This window comes from Gemmatimonadota bacterium (genome assembly GCA_009841265.1).
Taxonomy (GTDB): Bacteria; JAAXHH01; JAAXHH01; order JAAXHH01; family JAAXHH01; genus JAAXHH01.
In genome coordinates this window covers 84,358-101,516 of sequence record VXMB01000009.1, presented here as the reverse complement: position 1 = coordinate 101,516, position 17,159 = coordinate 84,358, and the positions used below count along the sequence as shown (strand labels likewise).

Annotated in this window: 9 protein-coding genes and 1 pseudogene; 8 read left to right on the top strand and 2 right to left on the bottom strand. The window is 52.7% G+C overall.

The genetic code is table 11. The features are described 5' to 3' along the window. The first annotated feature begins 29 nt into the window (after window positions 1-29). The 6 genes and pseudogenes from F4X08_05435 (at window position 30) to F4X08_05410 (ending at window position 9,956) form a co-directional block, all read left to right on the top strand. Window positions 30-272, top strand: a complete 243-nt coding sequence (locus F4X08_05435) for a hypothetical protein (protein MYD25235.1) — start codon at window positions 30-32, stop codon at window positions 270-272. A gap of 721 nt (window positions 273-993) precedes the next feature. After that, the gene (locus tag F4X08_05430) at window positions 994-4,926 is read left to right on the top strand and encodes an RNA-directed DNA polymerase (protein MYD25234.1); all 3,933 of its coding nucleotides are present in this window, start codon (window positions 994-996) and stop codon (window positions 4,924-4,926) included. A 4-nt stretch (window positions 4,927-4,930) separates the two neighbouring features. Further along, window positions 4,931-5,130 (top strand): annotated as a pseudogene (locus tag F4X08_05425) (type II toxin-antitoxin system VapB family antitoxin). A 157-nt stretch (window positions 5,131-5,287) separates the two neighbouring features. Next, window positions 5,288-8,620, top strand: coding sequence for a type I restriction endonuclease subunit R (locus tag F4X08_05420; protein MYD25233.1), 3,333 nt, complete (start codon window positions 5,288-5,290; stop codon window positions 8,618-8,620). After that, window positions 8,617-9,342, top strand: a complete 726-nt coding sequence (locus F4X08_05415) for a M48 family metallopeptidase (protein MYD25232.1) — start codon at window positions 8,617-8,619, stop codon at window positions 9,340-9,342. Before F4X08_05420 ends, F4X08_05415 begins: the two co-directional genes overlap by 4 nt. 323 nt (window positions 9,343-9,665) lie before the next feature. Further along, window positions 9,666-9,956: a hypothetical protein gene (locus F4X08_05410; GenBank protein ID MYD25231.1), complete on the top strand. Its 291-nt coding sequence runs from the start codon at window positions 9,666-9,668 to the stop codon at window positions 9,954-9,956. A 45-nt stretch (window positions 9,957-10,001) separates the two neighbouring features. Here the strand turns inward: F4X08_05410 and F4X08_05405 are convergent, their stop codons facing one another. Beyond that, entirely contained in the window at window positions 10,002-13,295 is a 3,294-nt protein-coding gene (locus tag F4X08_05405; protein MYD25230.1) for a tetratricopeptide repeat protein, read from the bottom strand. Window positions 13,296-13,305: 10 nt separating this feature from the next. After that, window positions 13,306-14,577: an AAA family ATPase gene (locus tag F4X08_05400; GenBank protein MYD25229.1), complete on the bottom strand. Its 1,272-nt coding sequence runs from the start codon at window positions 14,575-14,577 to the stop codon at window positions 13,306-13,308. Window positions 14,578-14,890: 313 nt separating this feature from the next. On the opposite strand from F4X08_05400, the gene F4X08_05395 reads away from it, so the two are divergent. Further along, window positions 14,891-15,817 carry a phytanoyl-CoA dioxygenase family protein gene (locus F4X08_05395; protein MYD25228.1) on the top strand — a complete coding sequence of 309 codons (927 nt, stop codon included), beginning with the start codon at window positions 14,891-14,893 and terminating at the stop codon, window positions 15,815-15,817. A gap of 13 nt (window positions 15,818-15,830) precedes the next feature. Continuing rightward, window positions 15,831-17,114, top strand: coding sequence for a mandelate racemase/muconate lactonizing enzyme family protein (locus tag F4X08_05390; GenBank protein ID MYD25227.1), 1,284 nt, complete (start codon window positions 15,831-15,833; stop codon window positions 17,112-17,114). Window positions 17,115-17,159: the final 45 nt, after the last annotated feature.

The window sequence follows — 17,159 nt, the reverse complement described above, 5'->3', positions numbered from 1 at the left end:
TGGGTACGAACGATAAAGGGAGTTCTATCGTGGCAACAAAACAGATTGTAGGCTTCAAAGATCCGATCTGGATGATGACTGGGTTAGATACAGCTTTGGAGAAAGAGCAAGAAAAGTACAAGAAATGCCCTGTGACTCCTGATTTACTACCTAGTCATGAGGTGGCGCAGGCTTGGGGTTACGTTGTCGCTGGTTATTTCCTCGTTGAAGAGTCGTTCAAGGCACTTTTGTATGTACGTGGCAAAAAAAAGTACCACGTAAACACTCGTTGACTATCCTGTTCGATTTGTTCGAATCGGAAGACAAAGAAACGTTGCGTGAGTACTATTCCGATTACAAGGCATTTGTGGGGAAGACGTTTCCGTTTAAGACTTTGCAGGACTTCCTTACAAATCTGGATGGCGACCCAAACAAGATAGGTGATGATTACATTGGTTCGTTCGACTGGAGATACTTCCTAATCGAAGAACAACGAAGTTTTAAGATGCCCTTGGTAAGTGTGGAATTCTTGCACGAAATCGTATTTGGATGTGTCAGAATGATCGAGTTCGCGCATTATGGTAAATTTGAGCCATCGCGATATACATATAGTAAGCGACTTAGGTGGTAGTGCGAACGCAATCTCAATTCTTGATTCGTTTTTAAACGGGTGCGGTACCAGTCGATCTATGTCAACGAATGTCCTATCGTACCAGCAGATTGGAAAGTAATAGTTCGATATTACATCAAATATCCGCTGTTACGAAGTTATTACCTTAAGGAGGCAATATAGCGATTTGACCGTGGAAAGCCGACAGACTGGTTGCTTAGAAACCACGGCAAAACACTACCGTCTTTCTCAGCGCAATCGATCGGAATTTAGAAAGCCGTATTCAGCGGTTATTGTGACATAGGCAAGCTGATCTCAATTCGGTCCTAAGGGATAAAACACAATAAGCCAATTGAGAGTGCTAAACCATTCTAGTCGCTAGCGCACCTTTAAGGGCAAGTGGCATGCAACAGACTTTAAGACCAACCCTCAGGGACCTCGGAATGGAATGTGTCCTGATGCAGGCTTGGAAGAAAACATCTTCCTATCTGCGGTCTCATAGCTGGTACGCCGATACTCTTGGGATCGATATGCAATCATTGCGCGTATCCTCGTTCCTAGGTGAAGTACAGGCTCGTCTGCAGAAGCCAGATCAGTGGGAACCTCGACCCTTGAGGTTCGTACCCGCTCCAAAGAACCAACGATGGGAGATCGACGAGAACGAAAGATGGAGACCGGAAAGGGTAAAGAAGATAAGGTCAAAATCAAATCCTATGAGTCAGAAGGATCAGAGGAAAAAGGACTACATCCGTCCACTTGCGCACGTTGATCTGGGAGATCAGGTTGTGGCGACTGCTATTTTGCTCTGCCTTGCGGACCGAGTTGAGACTAGGCTTGGTGACCCCCGTCTGGACGTGACAAGGGGCAATAATCGAAAAAAGATCCTCGCGTACGGCCACAGGCTACTTTGCGATAAAGTCGGGGAATCCAACCTGAGGAACCGCTGGGGAAGTTCTAAACTGTACCGCGGCTATTTCCAAGACTATAGGAAGTTTCTGGAGCGACCAAGGCACGTAAAGAACGAATTGAAGTCGCGTGAAAACAAGGACTTGGATGTCGCGGTAGTTCAATCCGATTTATCGAAATTCTATGATCGGGTGCGTCCCTCAATGTTGCACCCAAAACTACGAGAGTTTCAAGAATCATCGGATGAAAGTTCTTTCTTCGATCTTGCTGAACGTGTTTTGAATTGGCGCTGGCATTTCTCGGATCGAGACAGAGCACTAAGGTATGCCGAAGCGAATGACATCGATGATGGATTTATGGAGGTGGTTCTTCCGCAGGGACTCGTGGCCAGTGGGTTCTTCGCGAACATCGCACTTATCGATTTGGATCAAATACTTAAAAAGAAACTCGTTCAACAGAAACTAGGTGATGTAACTGAATTGGAACAATTGTATCTGGAAGATATCTGTTACTACGTGGACGATTTTCGACTGGTCATGAGTTTTCCTACGAGTTTGTCAATTAACGAAGAAGATGTACGACAACACGTAATCAGGACGATGAATGATCTTCTTTCTTCGGAGGCACACGGTCTTGAAATTCCGGACGATGAAAAGACTACCGCAACAATCGAGACCAGAGAAAATCGTCTGCTCGTTAAACAATCGCAAGAAGCTGCGCGGATTCAGAAACGGGCTTCCGGTGTATTTGACGCAACCCTCGGAACCGAATTAATCGGTGCCATAGAAAGCTTCTTCTACAGACAGCAGCACTACGCTACTTCGGAAATAGGTAAACTCGATGAAACTCTGGACGGGGTTCCCGACATGCCGGATGAAACGGTAGCGCGCTTCGCCGCCGGGAGGATGAGACGCACGTTTCGCTCCCTGCGGCCGCTTTTACCGGATGAGGAAATTCCTGAATCCATGGATGAAGACCAGGATACCACGGAATCTGTCCCGAACTTTGCACTTACGAAATCTCAATTGGATGAAAGGGGGAAAGCCTTTTCATCTCTACTCATTGGTGAGTGGATAAGGAATCCAGGGCATGTACGCTTACTTCGTATTGCTCTTGATTTCTATCCAAGTCACCAGTTCTTGGATAAAGTACTACAATTGCTCCGACAAGGCTGGAAATCGCCAGAAACTCGAGGGTCGAGACGGGAGATCATGCTTTATTGCCTTGCGGAACTCTTTCGAGTAGGAGCGACGGAAACCGGTATGGTCCCAGATGTAGAAGTTGATTCTCTGCCAAGCGAGGTTTCCATTGAGAAATACCATGAAAGGCTTGTCAGAGAAGCAAAGTCTATAGTCTCTGCATTCATTACGAAATCTAGGTCCGGTACACGATTTCCTTGGTATTTAATGCAGCAGGTATTTCTCTATCTCGCTACAAGAAATCAAATTCCAGAGACCGTGCCCACAACAGATACCCGAAAAGGGGGAGTCTTACTAAGCGACTATTGGAGACTTCTCAAGTTCATTCGCAGCAGTGTTTCCTACGACCTAGAGCAGCGTTCGATATTCCTGGTAGAGACTATCACGGCATTTGGAATCCAAGAACCTGATAAACTTGTGTCTACCAGTCGGGTTTCTCGAGATTATCTGTTGAAAGTGAATTCGATTTCACCCTCGGTCGCGAAGAAGCTCTGGACAACAGCCAGCCATGGATCAGGGAAAGATGTTAGACGACTTGCCATTCACCTTGGGCTCGAACCGTCTGAAAACAACGGTCAGTCTATAATCCCACTTGATGGAGAATCTCCGAAGAAGCAGACATTATCCGATCTCTCCCCCGATGCTGAAAACCCTTTTCATGAGGAGGAGAATCTCCTGTTACTGGCGGAATACCTACTCGGTCAAGATTCGACTATATTCGCTGAGCCGTTAGTTCCTGCCGGTATTTGGTTCTCTCTGAAGCATCCAAAACCTAAAGGCTATGAATTCGGTAAGATTGAAGATGATTCGATTGAACATAAGTCGATCATTGAATATATGACTCCGTTCTTCAATTCACCCGATTGGTGTGTAAACACAGAAGATCGCCAACGATTCAATACAGGACTCCTTCTTCGTTACGCTCTTCGAGGTTCGAACGAATTTCTTTTCAATATATCTAAAACTCGCAGCAGAAGCTATCCGAGATATACCAAGCCAGTCTCGCACTGGGAACAGCAAAGATATGCCGGCTATCAAGGACGAGATGCGTTTGGTCCAGATTGGCTACCAATCTCGCAGTTCACAGAGAATCTGCTCTTCGATCTGTTGCGCTGGCCAGGGGCGGGGGTGGGACACGATATCGTCCCGGTCCACGAACTACTTAGTACAGTGTCATCCCAACTGGAACACATCAGGAAAAAAAGGGGCCAGTATACATCCACAACGATTCTGGAACAGTCAGCACCATTGCCACACCGTCCCCATGAAATTAGACGCGATCGCGCCCTCCGCATAGGGATCGTTCAGTCTGTGGTTCCCAGTTTCGAACATTACAACCTGCACAGCGATAAACCGGAACTCTGTGCGCATGAGATACGGTCCGAGTGCCGGAAACATCTATCTGCGATAATGGCAGGTGTCTACCAACAGTTACGTGTACGCGAGTCACATATAAGCAGCCCTAATGAAAGGGGCATCAACCTTCTTGTGTTCCCCGAACTTTCCATTCATCCTCAAGATATAGATACGTATCTACGGCCATTTGTGCAGCAGTACCGGTGTATTGTGTTATTAGGTCAAGTTTATCACCACAGAGAACAACATCCAGGTTCTCCGATAATAAACAGTGCTCTCTGGTTAATTCCTGACAAGAGCAGATCAGATGGACTCCAAATCAAACGAATCGAACAGGGAAAAGCACATATTACGGAGGCTGAACGTAACCTAAATCCTAAACCAGTGGGATTTAGGCCTGCGCAATGGCTGATCAACTACCATTGGCAGAAAGAGGCCGAAGAAGAACAACCACTTCGTCTGACAGCCTCAATCTGCTACGATGCGACCGACCTAGCGCTTGCCGCGGATCTCCGTACGAGAAGCGACCTTTATATCATCTGTGCGCTAAACAAAGATGTTGGCACGTTCGACCGAATGGCTGAAGCGATTCATTACCACATGTTCCAAGGATTTATCCTGGTAAACAACGGTCAGTTTGGCGGAAGTAGTTTCTTTATGCCGTTCAAGAAACCTTATGAGCGAGAAGTATTCCACCTGCACGGACAACCGCAGGCTTCGATAGCATTTGCCGAAATCGATCCTCTAAAACTGATAAAACGTCCAAGCCAAGACTTTCGCGACAAACCACCCAAAGGAAAATGGAAAACACCGCCAGCAGGCCTTTATAACTGCGAGCGTACGGACAGTTCTAGTAACGATCTCTTCAAGGAATAGTGGTATGTTGATATATCTATTAGTAGACCCCGATCTTCTCGAACAGGCGATGCGCGTCAGTGGTGGGCAGACGAAGACACGACTCTCGAAAAGGCCTTGCGGGAATTCATTACACGTCGAGAGCAAAAACGGATTCTTGATCTGTTCGGCAAACTCGAATGGGACGAAGGATACGATTATAAGACTGATCACATGCGACGGTAGATCTTTCATAGTCGCTGCTACGACAGGATTCCTTCCATGGTTACACACGATATTCTGTATATCAAGTAGCTCGATGCTAGCATAAGAACTTAGAACCGATTGTCTCGGTTTTCAAACTGCTAGTAGGTCGTACGACACCCCAACTGTTGACTCCCCCATGATCTTTGACGCCACTGAAAAACACCAGTCCCAGATACCGGCCCTGCATCTTCTGGTTGCGATGGGTTTTACGCCACTTTCTCCAGAAGAAGCGTTGCGGTTACGCGGAGACAGGTTGCGCAACGTCACGCTCGATGACGTACTGGCTGATCAACTTCTGAAGCTCAACCGCTTTACCCACCGGGGCAAGGAGTATCCCTTCAATCTCGAAGATGCCCACGAGGCGATGCGACGACTGAAACCGACGCCGGACCGGCTCAAGGGGCTGCGCGGAACCAATCAGGACGTATACGATACGCTGGTACTCGGCACGACGATCACCAAGACCATCGACGGCGATTCGAAATCCTATTCCTTCCGCTACGTCGACTGGGAGAATCCGGACAACAACACCTATCACGTGACGGCTGAAATGACGGTGGAGCGGACCAGCAGTACCAGGACCCGCCGATGCGATATCGTCGCCTTCGTCAACGGGATCCCCTTCATCGTAATCGAGAACAAGCGGCCGACGGAGCGTCTGAAGAAGGCCGACAGCCAGTTGATCGGATACCAGAGAGAAGACGAGATTCCACACCTGTTCCACTTCGCGCAGCTTCTGTTGTCCATGAACCGACGGGAGGCCCGTTATGCGACGGTGGGCACGCAGAGTAGGTTCTGGCAGACCTGGCGGGAGGAGGAGACTACCGTTGAGGGATCGCATGCTACCCTGCAGAACGAATTGGAGGATACTGAAATACTGCCACCGGATGTAGTGTTCGATCCGGACGAACAGGCGGAGTATCCGCCCCGGGATCCCCTTCGAGATCTCGTCGATCGACCCCTGGCTGTGGCCGAAGCCGAAGCGGTCTACTCGGGCAATCTCGCCTCTGCGCGGTCGCACTACGAGGCTGCTATCGCCGGAGAAGGACGGCAGGTCACCGAGCAGGACGAAGCGCTTTACGCCCTGTGCCGACGCGAGCGCCTGCTGGACCTTGTGCGGCGTTTCACCGTGTTCGATGGCGGTGAACGTAAGATAGCCAGGCACCAGCAGTACTTTGCCGTGCGCAGAGCCGTGGAACGGGTCAGGCAGTTCGATTTGCAGGATGTCCGCAGGGGCGGTGTGATATGGCACACGCCCGGGACCGGTAAGTCGCTTACCATGGTCATGTTGGGCAAAGCGCTGGCCCTGGAAGAGACGATCTCCAACCCGCGCATTGTCATTGTTACGGACCGTGACGATCTAGACCGGCAGATCAAGGACACCTTCAAGTCGTGCGAAATGGAACCCGTTCGGGCCACGACCGGCACACACCTGATCTCCCTGATTCAGAACAAGACGCCGCTGGTTACGACAATCATCAACAAGTTCGACACGGCTTCGCGCGTCGGCCAGGTGATCGATGAGGATCCCAACGTATTCGTACTGGTAGACGAAAGCCACCGTACGCAGACGGGATCGCACGGTGGGTTCGGACAGTTGGCCGGCAAGATGCGACGTATTCTTGGAAAGGCCTGTTACCTTGGTTTCACGGGAACGCCTCTTCTGCAGAGGGAGAAGAACACCCTGACCACCTTCGGAGGACTGATACACAGATACGCGATCGACCAAGCGGTCCGGGACGAGGCGGTCGTCTCCCTGCTTTACGAAGGAAGGATCGTCGAACAGCAAATCAACCCAGAAACCATCGACTCCTGGTTCGACAAACTGAGCGAAGGCCTGAGCGAGCAACAGCGGGCGGATCTGAAGCAGAAGTACTCCCGCTTGAACGCGCTGGCACGCACCGAACAGGCGATACACGCCAGGGCGTTCGACATCTCCGAACATTACCGGCAACACTGGCAGGGCAGTGGGTTCAAGGCGCAACTCGTCGCACCATCAAAGGCAGCTGCGTGCCGGTACAAGGAGATCCTCGACGAGATCGGCCATGTGACTAGCGAGATCGTCATCTCGCCTCCCGACGACCACGAGGGCAACGAGGACGTGGATCACGACTCCAAGAGCGTGGTCGGCGCGTTCTGGGAGCGCATGATGGACCGGTACGGGACGGAGGGCGAATACAACCGTCAGATCATCGACGCGTTCAAGCACTCGGAGCATCCGGAGATCCTCATTGTCGTCTCAAAGCTCCTGACCGGCTTCGACGCACCTCGGAACACGGTGCTGTACCTCTGCCGCTCGATCCGAGAGCACAACCTTCTGCAGGCGATCATGCGCGTGAACCGGCTCTTCGAGGAGGACGGCATCGAGAAGGAGCACGGATTCATCATCGACTACGAAGGTCTGCTCGGAGAGTTGGACGGTGCGCTAAACGCCTATAGCGCCCTCGAGGGCTTCGAATCATCCGACTTAACCGGCACGATGGCAAACGTCAAGGAAGAGATCGATAGGCTTCAGCACTTGCACGAACGCCTTTGGGATGTGTTTAAATCCATCCGGAACAAAAGGGATATGGAAGAGTTTGAGCAGTTCCTGGCCGACGAGGCCAAGCGCCAGGACTTCTACGAAAGGCTGAGAGTATTCGGCCGGTGCCTGCGGGTATCCTTGTCCTTTGAAAAGATCCACGCCGTGTACGACGATGCGAAGATCGACGAGATGAAACGCGACTGGTTGACATTCTCCGAACTCCGGCGCTCGGTCCGCCTACGCTTTCAGGAGACGATCGACGTCAGGGAATTCGAGCCGCAGATCAGAAAGCTCCTCGACGATCATGTGGTCGCCATGCCCGCGGAGACCGTCATCGAGCCCGTCAACATCAACAACCCCGACGCGCTGAAGGCTATCGCCGAAGAGTCGGGAGTTACCGAAGCGTCCAAGGCCGACCGAATTGCCAGCGCTACGCGCCGCACCGTCACGGAGAAAATGGATGAAGACCCCACCTTCTACCGGCGATTTTCGGTACTATTAGAGGAGACGATCCGTGATTACCGGGAGCGCCGGATTTCCGAGCGGGTATACCTGCAGCAAGTTCTGGATCTCGCCGGGAAGGTGTCGCGCAAGGAAGACCGCGGCCAAGAGATGCCCGAACCGGTCAGGGGCAACGATGACGGCGAGGCTTTCTATGGCGTACTTGGAGAATCGCTTGCGGAAGCGAATGGCCAGGCTGACGCCAAAACCCTCGACGAGTTGGAGATTGCCAATGCTGCTCTCGACATCATCGAGATCATCAAGAAGCACCACATAGTCGACGTATGGTCAAACGAGATCGCACAGAACGAGATGCGTAACGCCATTGACGACTACTACTATGACGTGCTTCGGGAGCAGAAGGGGCTCATCCTTACGGACGCGCAGTTGAATGATCTCGAAAACAAGGTCATGAATCTGGCCAGAGCGAGGTTTCCGGATTGACGATGGAACGGTACTGGATTCAATACGGCGAGCATCGCATAACGTTCTCCGTTGTGCGCCGTGAACGGAAGACGCTGGAGATTGGCGTCGAACCAGACACTACTGTCGTCGTCGCTGCACCTCGTGACGCGTCGATAAAGGTCATCTCCGAAAAAGTTCGCAGACGCGCGGCCTGGGTGCGCCGTCAACAGCGGTTCTTCTCACAGTTTCTACCGAGGATGCCCGAACGACGCTTCATCTCTGGAGAAACGCATCTCTACCTCGGCAGACAATACCGACTCAAGGTGATTGCTTGCGAGAAACCCGGCGTCAAGTCGATCCGGGGCTTCATCGTTGTGCGAAGCCGCGAACCCGGTCGTAGCGAGTTGACCCGTAGCCTCGTTGAAAAATGGTACCGGGACCGGGCGCGGGTCAAGTTCACCGAAAGGATCGAAGTCAACCTGCTGCGGTTCGCGGATCCGGAATCATTCCGACCTCGGGGACTGATCATCCGCACCATGCGTCGCCGTTGGGGATCCCTGTCGGCCTCTTCGCGGCTGGTTCTAAATCGTCGGTTGATCGAGGCGGCCGTCAATGGGATCGACTACGTGATCACCCACGAACTTTGCCACATCGCCGAGCCTCATCACGGATCTCGATTCTATGTGTTGCTGGATGGAATTATGCCGGACTGGCGGAGGAGGAAGGAACAGTTGGAGCGGAGTGTTGGTGGGCGAATGTGACGGCAGCTGTTGTCATTTCTGCAGCCTGCCAGGTGGCCGGAAGGGTAAGTAAAGCGATTCACACTTCTGTGCATTGTCCGTTCAAGGAGTATGTTTTCTTTTTTTTACGAGAAAACTGAGATTGACTGCGACTGAACTGAAATGTTGGTGTGGAGGTTCGGAGATGTCAGGGGATGCGTTACAAAGACCGAACTCTATGCATGCTCGTCCTACGGAGTTCCATTTCGTCAGAATCGCAAACCTTCTTGATGAAATCAAAATGCTCAAACGCGAAAATCGGTAACCAGACCCGCCTGTCGAATGATGCGACAGGGAGACTGTCCATGGGGATACAGATTAACTGGAACGCCGTAACGGCTGTATGCGCGATTGGCGTGACGCTATACACGGCAAGCGGATGGTTGACCGACGGGTTAAGCGAGGATATCAGGGACCTGCGCCTGGAGATGCACGAGGGGTTCACCGCAATGCGCGAGGAGATCTCCGAGATACGCGTGGACATCAAGGAGCTGCAACAGGACGTGGCTTATATAAAAGACCGAAACCTGCCGGATCAGATGATAGACGGTAATGTGCAGCGTCCAGATTCGGGGAAACAACGGAACCCATCTTGAACCTGATTTCCTAAGGGGGTTTGCTGTTGAGGTAATTCAAGATGGCTACCTTGGATCTCGGTCCGTATAGTATACGCGAGCGTCTTCAATCGCACGCAGGATATCCTCGGCAACTTCATTCACCTCAGCCGCAACACGTGCGTCCAACCCTTTTCGTTTTTGCAAAGCTACAACGAGAGGACTAAGCACTTCAGCCTTCTTTTCGTCACTTAACAAGATATCCAGCACATCAGTCTCAGAAGCTCCAGTCGTGATTAATTGCACGACACTCCAGATCATCTCATGCAACTTAGCTTGGTCGTCAAGGTCGGCGGAAGCATACAAAGAGTGGAACAATTTCATAGCAGCGGTATGGTCCTTTTGAATCAACATTACACTTATTCTGATCCAATGCAGTTGCCGTCTTGTTTCCTTGGCCACGTCAGTTTCCAGATTGTCCAATGATTCTTGAATCGCTTCGTAAGCACACTGTGCTTCTTCCGCACTTCCGTTTCTGATATGGATATATGCCAGGCTGACCCATGCTTTGGCGACTATTCCCTTGAACCATGGGCCTTCAAAAGCACCCGCGCGTTCAATTACCGCGTTATAGGTCGTCATACTCTCCGATTGATTATCAAGTTCAAGTTGGTAAACCGCTTTGTTTAGCATCGCCATCAACACGACTTGTTGAAACTCCACCGTTCTGTTATCCCCGAAACAATCTACAATACGATCATAGGTTTCTATGGATCCTGCGTAGTCACTGTGGTTTCGCAGCGCGACACCTTTATTGATCAATGTCTTGGCAATCCATAACTGAACTCGGGAATCGTTGTTACTTCCAAAGCGGTCTATCACTTCATCATACGTTGCGATCTCCGTTTCAGAGCGCCCGTTTTGTCCTTGCACCATTCCTTTATTCAGAAAGGACTTAACGACAACCTCCTGAAGTTCCGCCAATTCACTGGATCCAAATCGTTCTATTACCAGATCGTAACTTGAGATTGACTCAGTCAGGTTATCAAGATTCCATTGAGCAACTCCCCGGTTGATCATCGCAGTGGCGACCTGTACCTGACGGTTCAATCTGTGGTCATTGTCGACCAAGGCAATAAACTCATCGTAGGTTCTAACTGAAGCCTCTACATTGCCTACTTCATACAGCGTCTCTGCTTTGTAGAATAACACGTCGACTACCATATTCTTCAGTGGCAATTCATCAAAAGCACCAAAGCGTTCTACAAACTCATCGTAAGTCACAATCGCCGACTTTGTATCAAGTTCACGTTGTGTCATCGCCTTGCTAAACAATGCTCTCGCGACCCATTCCCGGACATTCATATCTGAGAGCGGATCGAATCGCACGATAGCGTCTTCGAATGCCTCTACCGCTTTTTCTAAATCACCTAGCTTAAAGTAAATCATTCCTTTTTCGACTAATGCTCTGGCAGTTGGGATTATCAGCTTTGCATCTTTGTTCGAATCATAACGTTCTACAATCTCATCAAATGTGCCGATAGCTGCCAAAGAATGGTCTAGTTCAACTTGTACATTCGCTTTGAGGATTAGCGCGTCAGCGACTATTTTCCGGATCTTAGGCGTGTCAGAGTCTGAGAACCGTACAGTAATAGATTCTAATGTAGAATTCGCGTCGCTGAGTTGGCCGAGTTCCCTCTGTACAAATCCTTTATTTACCAATGACTCGGCCAGCAACAACTCGATCTGTGGTATTTCGCTTGTATGAAAGCGGTCTTCGATCAAATTGAAGGTTGTAAGCGCCTCAGAAAGTCTACCCATCCCGCCTAGTACCATACCCTTTAGAACCATAGCTTTGGCAACCGAAAATTGGATTCTGGGAGATTCTCGACCTGAGAACCGATCTACGACCGAATCAAATATCGAAGTAGCCGCTTCAGGTTCTCCGCTTCGGACTTTGTCGTCTGCTTTTCTTATTAAGTCTTCGGCGGCCTTCGCTAATTCATTCAGTTCTGCTTCTATATGTTGGGAACTGGTCGGCTTACGGCTGAATGTTACAGGTTCCATACTTGAATCGGTAAACTGACTGAACAACTGTTCAATCTGTGGTACATCTAACCTCGCCCGCTTGAACCCTTCACGTATTGATTGGAACCGCGTTGCCTCCACGCTGAACATTTTTGACATCTCCGTCAGTTCGTCCTCGCTGTAGAAAACCGCCATAAAATGGATTAGATTGTGCACGACTGCCGCCTCATCCCGTTCACGTCTCATTTTATAGTATATGCTGTACAGCCGCTCTGCCGCTGCGTACTCACGTTTCCTGGATGTTCCGTCGTAAGTAACGGCTCCACGATCAATCAGTCTGCCAAGCAGGCTGGACACGCTTCGGACATCCATACGTGCTCTGGCTGCAATCTCGCCAGTGGTCGAAGGTTGCCAGAGGTCAATAACCGCGAGATAGACCCGACGTTCCGTTGGCGCTAAAGCTTCTAAATGTCCGCGGAAGTACTCGGTATGTTCATCGACGAGCGTCACCAATTCTTCCATCAACTGGTGTAACGACCGGTGGCGGGCGAATTCCGCGATGATGACCAACAGTCGGGGATTGCCGCCGGTCAGTATCTGAAGGGGTCTGATGCGGCGTTCCTGAAAATCATCACCGCTTACCACCTGCCAGAGCCGTCGGCAGGCTTCGGTGTCTAACGGTTTGAGATCAAGTATCCGGAACAGTTCGAAGAAGGGTTCTCTTACGTCATCCAGACGTTCGAAACGACTAGTGGCTGTGCCAATCAGGATGATCTGGGGCTCGGTCTGCAACGTCTCCCGCAACTGCCAGCCGAAGTTTTCGTCTACATCATCGAATAACGTCTGCATGTTCTCGATCATGAGCACGAGTTTTTTACCCAGACGGTCGGACGCGTCCAGCACCGTAGCTCTGGCTCGTTCCGCCAGGAATCCATCCCTCCATTGACCCGTCAGATCGGCATGGACGGCCTGTAATTCCCGTGCGAGGTCTGGATCAGGACGCACAATCTCTTTTGAAAGATAGAAAAGCGTTTCAAGCCAGAAGTCGGCGATGTCGAATACTTCGTGGCTTTCTTCCATGAATCGCACAGGAAGCATGCTCTGTGACAGTTCGTTTTCGTTTCGCAGTTCAGCAGCGACGCGGGCCAACAACATGGTCTTGCCCCTGCCTCGGGGCGCTACCAGAAGGACATGCTGGCAAGAAGGGGTTTCGATATTTTCGTGTAGGACATCAAGTACGAGTCCCAGTTCGCGTTTCCGTACCACGAATTGCCGGACCACCTCTTTATCAGACTGGAAGGTACCGGGATTGAACTTTCGTATCGTAGGAGCATTGAACTCAGATGCGTCCATGATTCTCTCCTCACTCGTTTCGGACTGCGAAACCTAAACTCTGTTCGTTTCGGACGGGGCTGCGCTGTTCAATGGGTGAGTAATGGTTACCAAATCGCGCAGCCCACCAATCCTTCAGCAGATTCGAGGGAAATCGGTATTCAGCGTCACACGTGTCGAGATACCCGTCATGAACGAGGATACCGAGGACTTCGGAAATTCGGCCGGCGACATTACCGATTCTGGGCGCGTAAATTTGCTCTAGACCTCGCCGAGCTAGGGGGCCGAATACATCCTGCGTGGCAGCCTCTGACAGGATGTCCTTGGCTATGGAATAGTCCAATTCGTCGGCCAGCCCGTCCTCGAGACGCGTTTCGTAATGCGCCAGATCGCTCTGGCCCACCGGCCCCAGCAGTACACTATGGTAGACTTCATCCACGTCCGACACAGCCACCCCTTCTTTGTCGTGCATGTGTGCGTGCTCAGTAAGTCGGGCGAAGAAGTACTGCACGTGATGTGGAATACCCATACCGAGCTTGTCGTACACCGCCTCGGCAACTCCACTTTCTACCTGGACTTCAGAACTCAGAACGAGTCGATCGAAACATTCGATGCAGATTTCGCGGTTCCAGGGACCGAGCCGAAACGGATAGAGGTAGTTGATTCGGTCGGGGATTCCCAACCGTCGTACAAGCGGAGCAAGACCTATACTGCCGGATACCATAAGGACTGGAGTACTTCCGTCGTGTCGTTGTAGAGCGCCACGCAGCCAACTCAGAAACTCGTCTACCTTTTTATGTCCCTCGTCGTCACTGAGCATCCGTTTCAGGAAGATCGGCAGTTCATCAATGACAAGCAGGACAGGTTGATCGTGGTCGGCGCAGTCGCGAATCAGCTTTTCGCCGAACCGACGCCAGTTGCCTATATTCAGCTCTGCCCTGAAACTCACTCGGAACTGCCTTGGACCTATTCCCTTGATTCTGTGTGAAAGTCGGTTCAGTAGACTTAGAGTCCCGGTGGTGATCCGGGATTTCAGGGTTCTAACCTGATTTGCAGCCTCTGCGACGTCTGCGATCACATCTTCCGGACAGGTAGCGTCTTCGACGTCTACGAAGAGGAACACCCACTCTTGGGCCTTGAGTCGGCAGCCTAGCTCTCGAGCCACGCTGGTCTTGCCCATGCGGCGCTGGCCTGTCAGAAGCACGTGGTTACCATTTCGGATTCGCCGCTCCAGTATGTCCAGTTCGGATTCACGGTCGAAGAAGTCGTCGCCGCTCACCCAGGGACCAGTAACTGATCTCATTATGGCTCCTGTGAAATCGGGTTGATAGTGACCTTGAAATCTGTTGTTGCTATGACTAAAATAGTATTCAACAAGCTTGTTGTCAACAGATTTGTTGTAAAATTGCGATAGGTTGATTGTTATGTGTTTTCTCGATAGATGGCCTGCGTAACAAGGCCATCATATATAAAAGAAAGTTTGTAGATTTGAACTTGACAACCAGACGAAATGCGGGCAATTGTTAGGCGACATCGCTTCACGATACTGATTCCGACAGATCCTATTTCAAGCACTCGTATTCAGGCGCATTTCAAGCTGAACGATCGGAGTCAAAATGTCTACCGAGCAAGCCACGGATACCGACACGGACAAAGGGGACGCGTCGACAATGGCCGTCGAGCATTCCACCACTTCCAGCCCCACCCCCTCCCCCATGACCGAAGAGCAGAAGTTCTTCTTCGACCTGAAGGGCTGGATCCTCGTGCCTTCCGTGCTGTCGGAGACCGAGATCGAGGAGATGAAGGCCGAGGTGTATGCCGCGGTTGAGCCGGACAACAAGGGCAAGAACAGCGGTTTTAAAAGGGGTTTCCAGGGCAGGCTGGCCGATCTGCTGGATCACCCCGCGGTCGTGGGCATTCTCAACGAGATCCTGACCGAGCCGCCCTTCGTGGGGGACGACTACTACGGATTCCGCTGCGAAAACTCCTTCCTCATGGTGCGGGAACCCGGCTGGGAATCGACGGTGCAGGGTACGGGCCTGCCCCACGTCGTGCGTCCTCCCCAGCAGGCCAACGCCATGCGTTACCAGGTGCAGGGTGGCAAGATCTTCGCAGGACTCACCCGGGTGGTCTGGGAGTTGGAGGAGGTCAGGGCGGGGTACGGCGGCACTTCCTTTCTGAGCGGCTCGCACAAGGCCCATTTCAACTACGGCGGTCCGGACCGGTACCGCCCCAATATCAGCGAATCTCCCTGGGAGGAAAGTCTCTACGCCGCCATGGAAGATTACAGTTGTCCGCCAGGATCGATGCTGGTCTTCACCGAGAGCCTCATCCACGCGGCGAACGACTGGACCAATCCGGACAACCGGCGATGCGCCGTGTTCAACTGCTACAACTCGATCTGGGCGCAGTGGCACCGGCTCAACCTCGACCATCAGATCATCGACCAGATGCCGCCAAAACGGCAGTCCCTGTTTCGCGGCACGTGGCAGCTAGGGGGCGATGGAAACCGAACCTACTCGCTGGACAACCGGTCGGTGTAAAGAGGATGGGCAGATGACCGAAATCCCCGGTGGCCTGGACGCCGTCTCGCCACACCCCCCTTCCGTCCCGCGAAGTTCCGACCTGAAGATCACGGCCGTGGAGACCCTCATCCCCGACGACGTCATGCCGGGGTTGATCCTGCTGCGGATCCACACCGACGCGGGCGCTGTCGGCCAAGGCGAGTCCTACTACGTCCCCCAGGCGGTGGCCGCAGTCGTCCATGACTGGCTAGCCCGCCGGCTGCTGGGCAGCGACCCTCTGTCTATCGAGCACCACTGGCGGTTCTTCTACGAACGGTTCAGCGCCTTCGGCTCGCGAGGCGCCGAAATGCGGGCCCTCAGCGCCGTCGACCTGGCCCTCTGGGACCTTCTGGGACAGGCGAGCGGACTTCCCGTCTGGCAACTGCTGGGCGGAAAGGCCCGCGAGACTGTCCGGGTCTACAACAGCTGCGGCGGTCCGACCTATGGACGCCGTCCGCCGGGCGCGCCTGCCCAACAAGGCTGGCCTGGCCACGGCGACATCGGCAAACCCGGTCCGCTGGAAGACAACTGGGCCGCCCACCACGCCGCGGGCGACCTGGCGGAGGAACTGGTGGCGGAAGGCTACACGGGCATGAAGTTCTGGACCTTCGACCGCGCCTACCGGGCCCACGGCTCAAGCTATCTGCCCATGTCCACGGTCCGGGAATGCGTCAAGCCCCTGGAGGAGGTGCGCAAGCGCGTGGGCGACCGGATCGAGATCCTCCTGGACGGACACGGATTCTTTCAGCTTCCCGCCGCCCTGCGCATCGCCGAGGCCGTGCGGGACCTGAACCCGATGTGGCTCGAGGACGTCATGCGCCTGGACAACGTGGACACGCTCAGGGACTTCCGCGAACAGTCGGGCGTGCCTCTGGCGGTCAGCGAAATGTACATCAGCAGGGAGGACTACCGCCATGTACTGGAGAGAAACGCCGCCGACTACCTCATGGTCGATCCCACCTGGGTGGGCGGCATCAGCGAGACGCGGCGGCTGGCCGAGATGGCCCAGGGCTACAACATTCCGGCGGCCATGCATGACTGTACGGGTCCGCTTACGCTGATTGCCGGCATCCACGTCGCCACGGCCGTGCCCAACGTCGTCATCCAGGAGTCCGTCCGGGCCCACATCAGGACCTTCTACGATCTGCTCATCGAGCCCAACATCGTCGTGGATCACGGATTTGCGCGACCGCCGGAAGGACCGGGCCTGGGTACCCGCCTGCGGCCGGAGCTCTTCGATTCCAGTCACCCGGGTTATCGAATCAGCAAGGCGTAGGCGGGCGGCTTGCTGCCCGGACCCCAGGTCAGCAGGGCATAGGCC

What these genes read in the sequence shown, in the direction of transcription:
- F4X08_05420 (MYD25233.1), top strand. Translation starts at nt 5,288, where the DNA reads ATGATCTTTGACGCCACTGAAAAACACCAGTCCCAGATACCGGCCCTG.
- F4X08_05410 (MYD25231.1), top strand. Translation starts at nt 9,666, where the DNA reads ATGGGGATACAGATTAACTGGAACGCCGTAACGGCTGTATGCGCGATT.
- F4X08_05430 (MYD25234.1), top strand. Translation starts at nt 994, where the DNA reads ATGCAACAGACTTTAAGACCAACCCTCAGGGACCTCGGAATGGAATGT.
- F4X08_05390 (MYD25227.1), top strand. Translation starts at nt 15,831, where the DNA reads ATGACCGAAATCCCCGGTGGCCTGGACGCCGTCTCGCCACACCCCCCT.
- F4X08_05400 (MYD25229.1), bottom strand. Translation starts at nt 14,577, where the DNA reads ATGAGATCAGTTACTGGTCCCTGGGTGAGCGGCGACGACTTCTTCGAC.
- F4X08_05405 (MYD25230.1), bottom strand. Translation starts at nt 13,295, where the DNA reads ATGGACGCATCTGAGTTCAATGCTCCTACGATACGAAAGTTCAATCCC.
- F4X08_05395 (MYD25228.1), top strand. Translation starts at nt 14,891, where the DNA reads ATGTCTACCGAGCAAGCCACGGATACCGACACGGACAAAGGGGACGCG.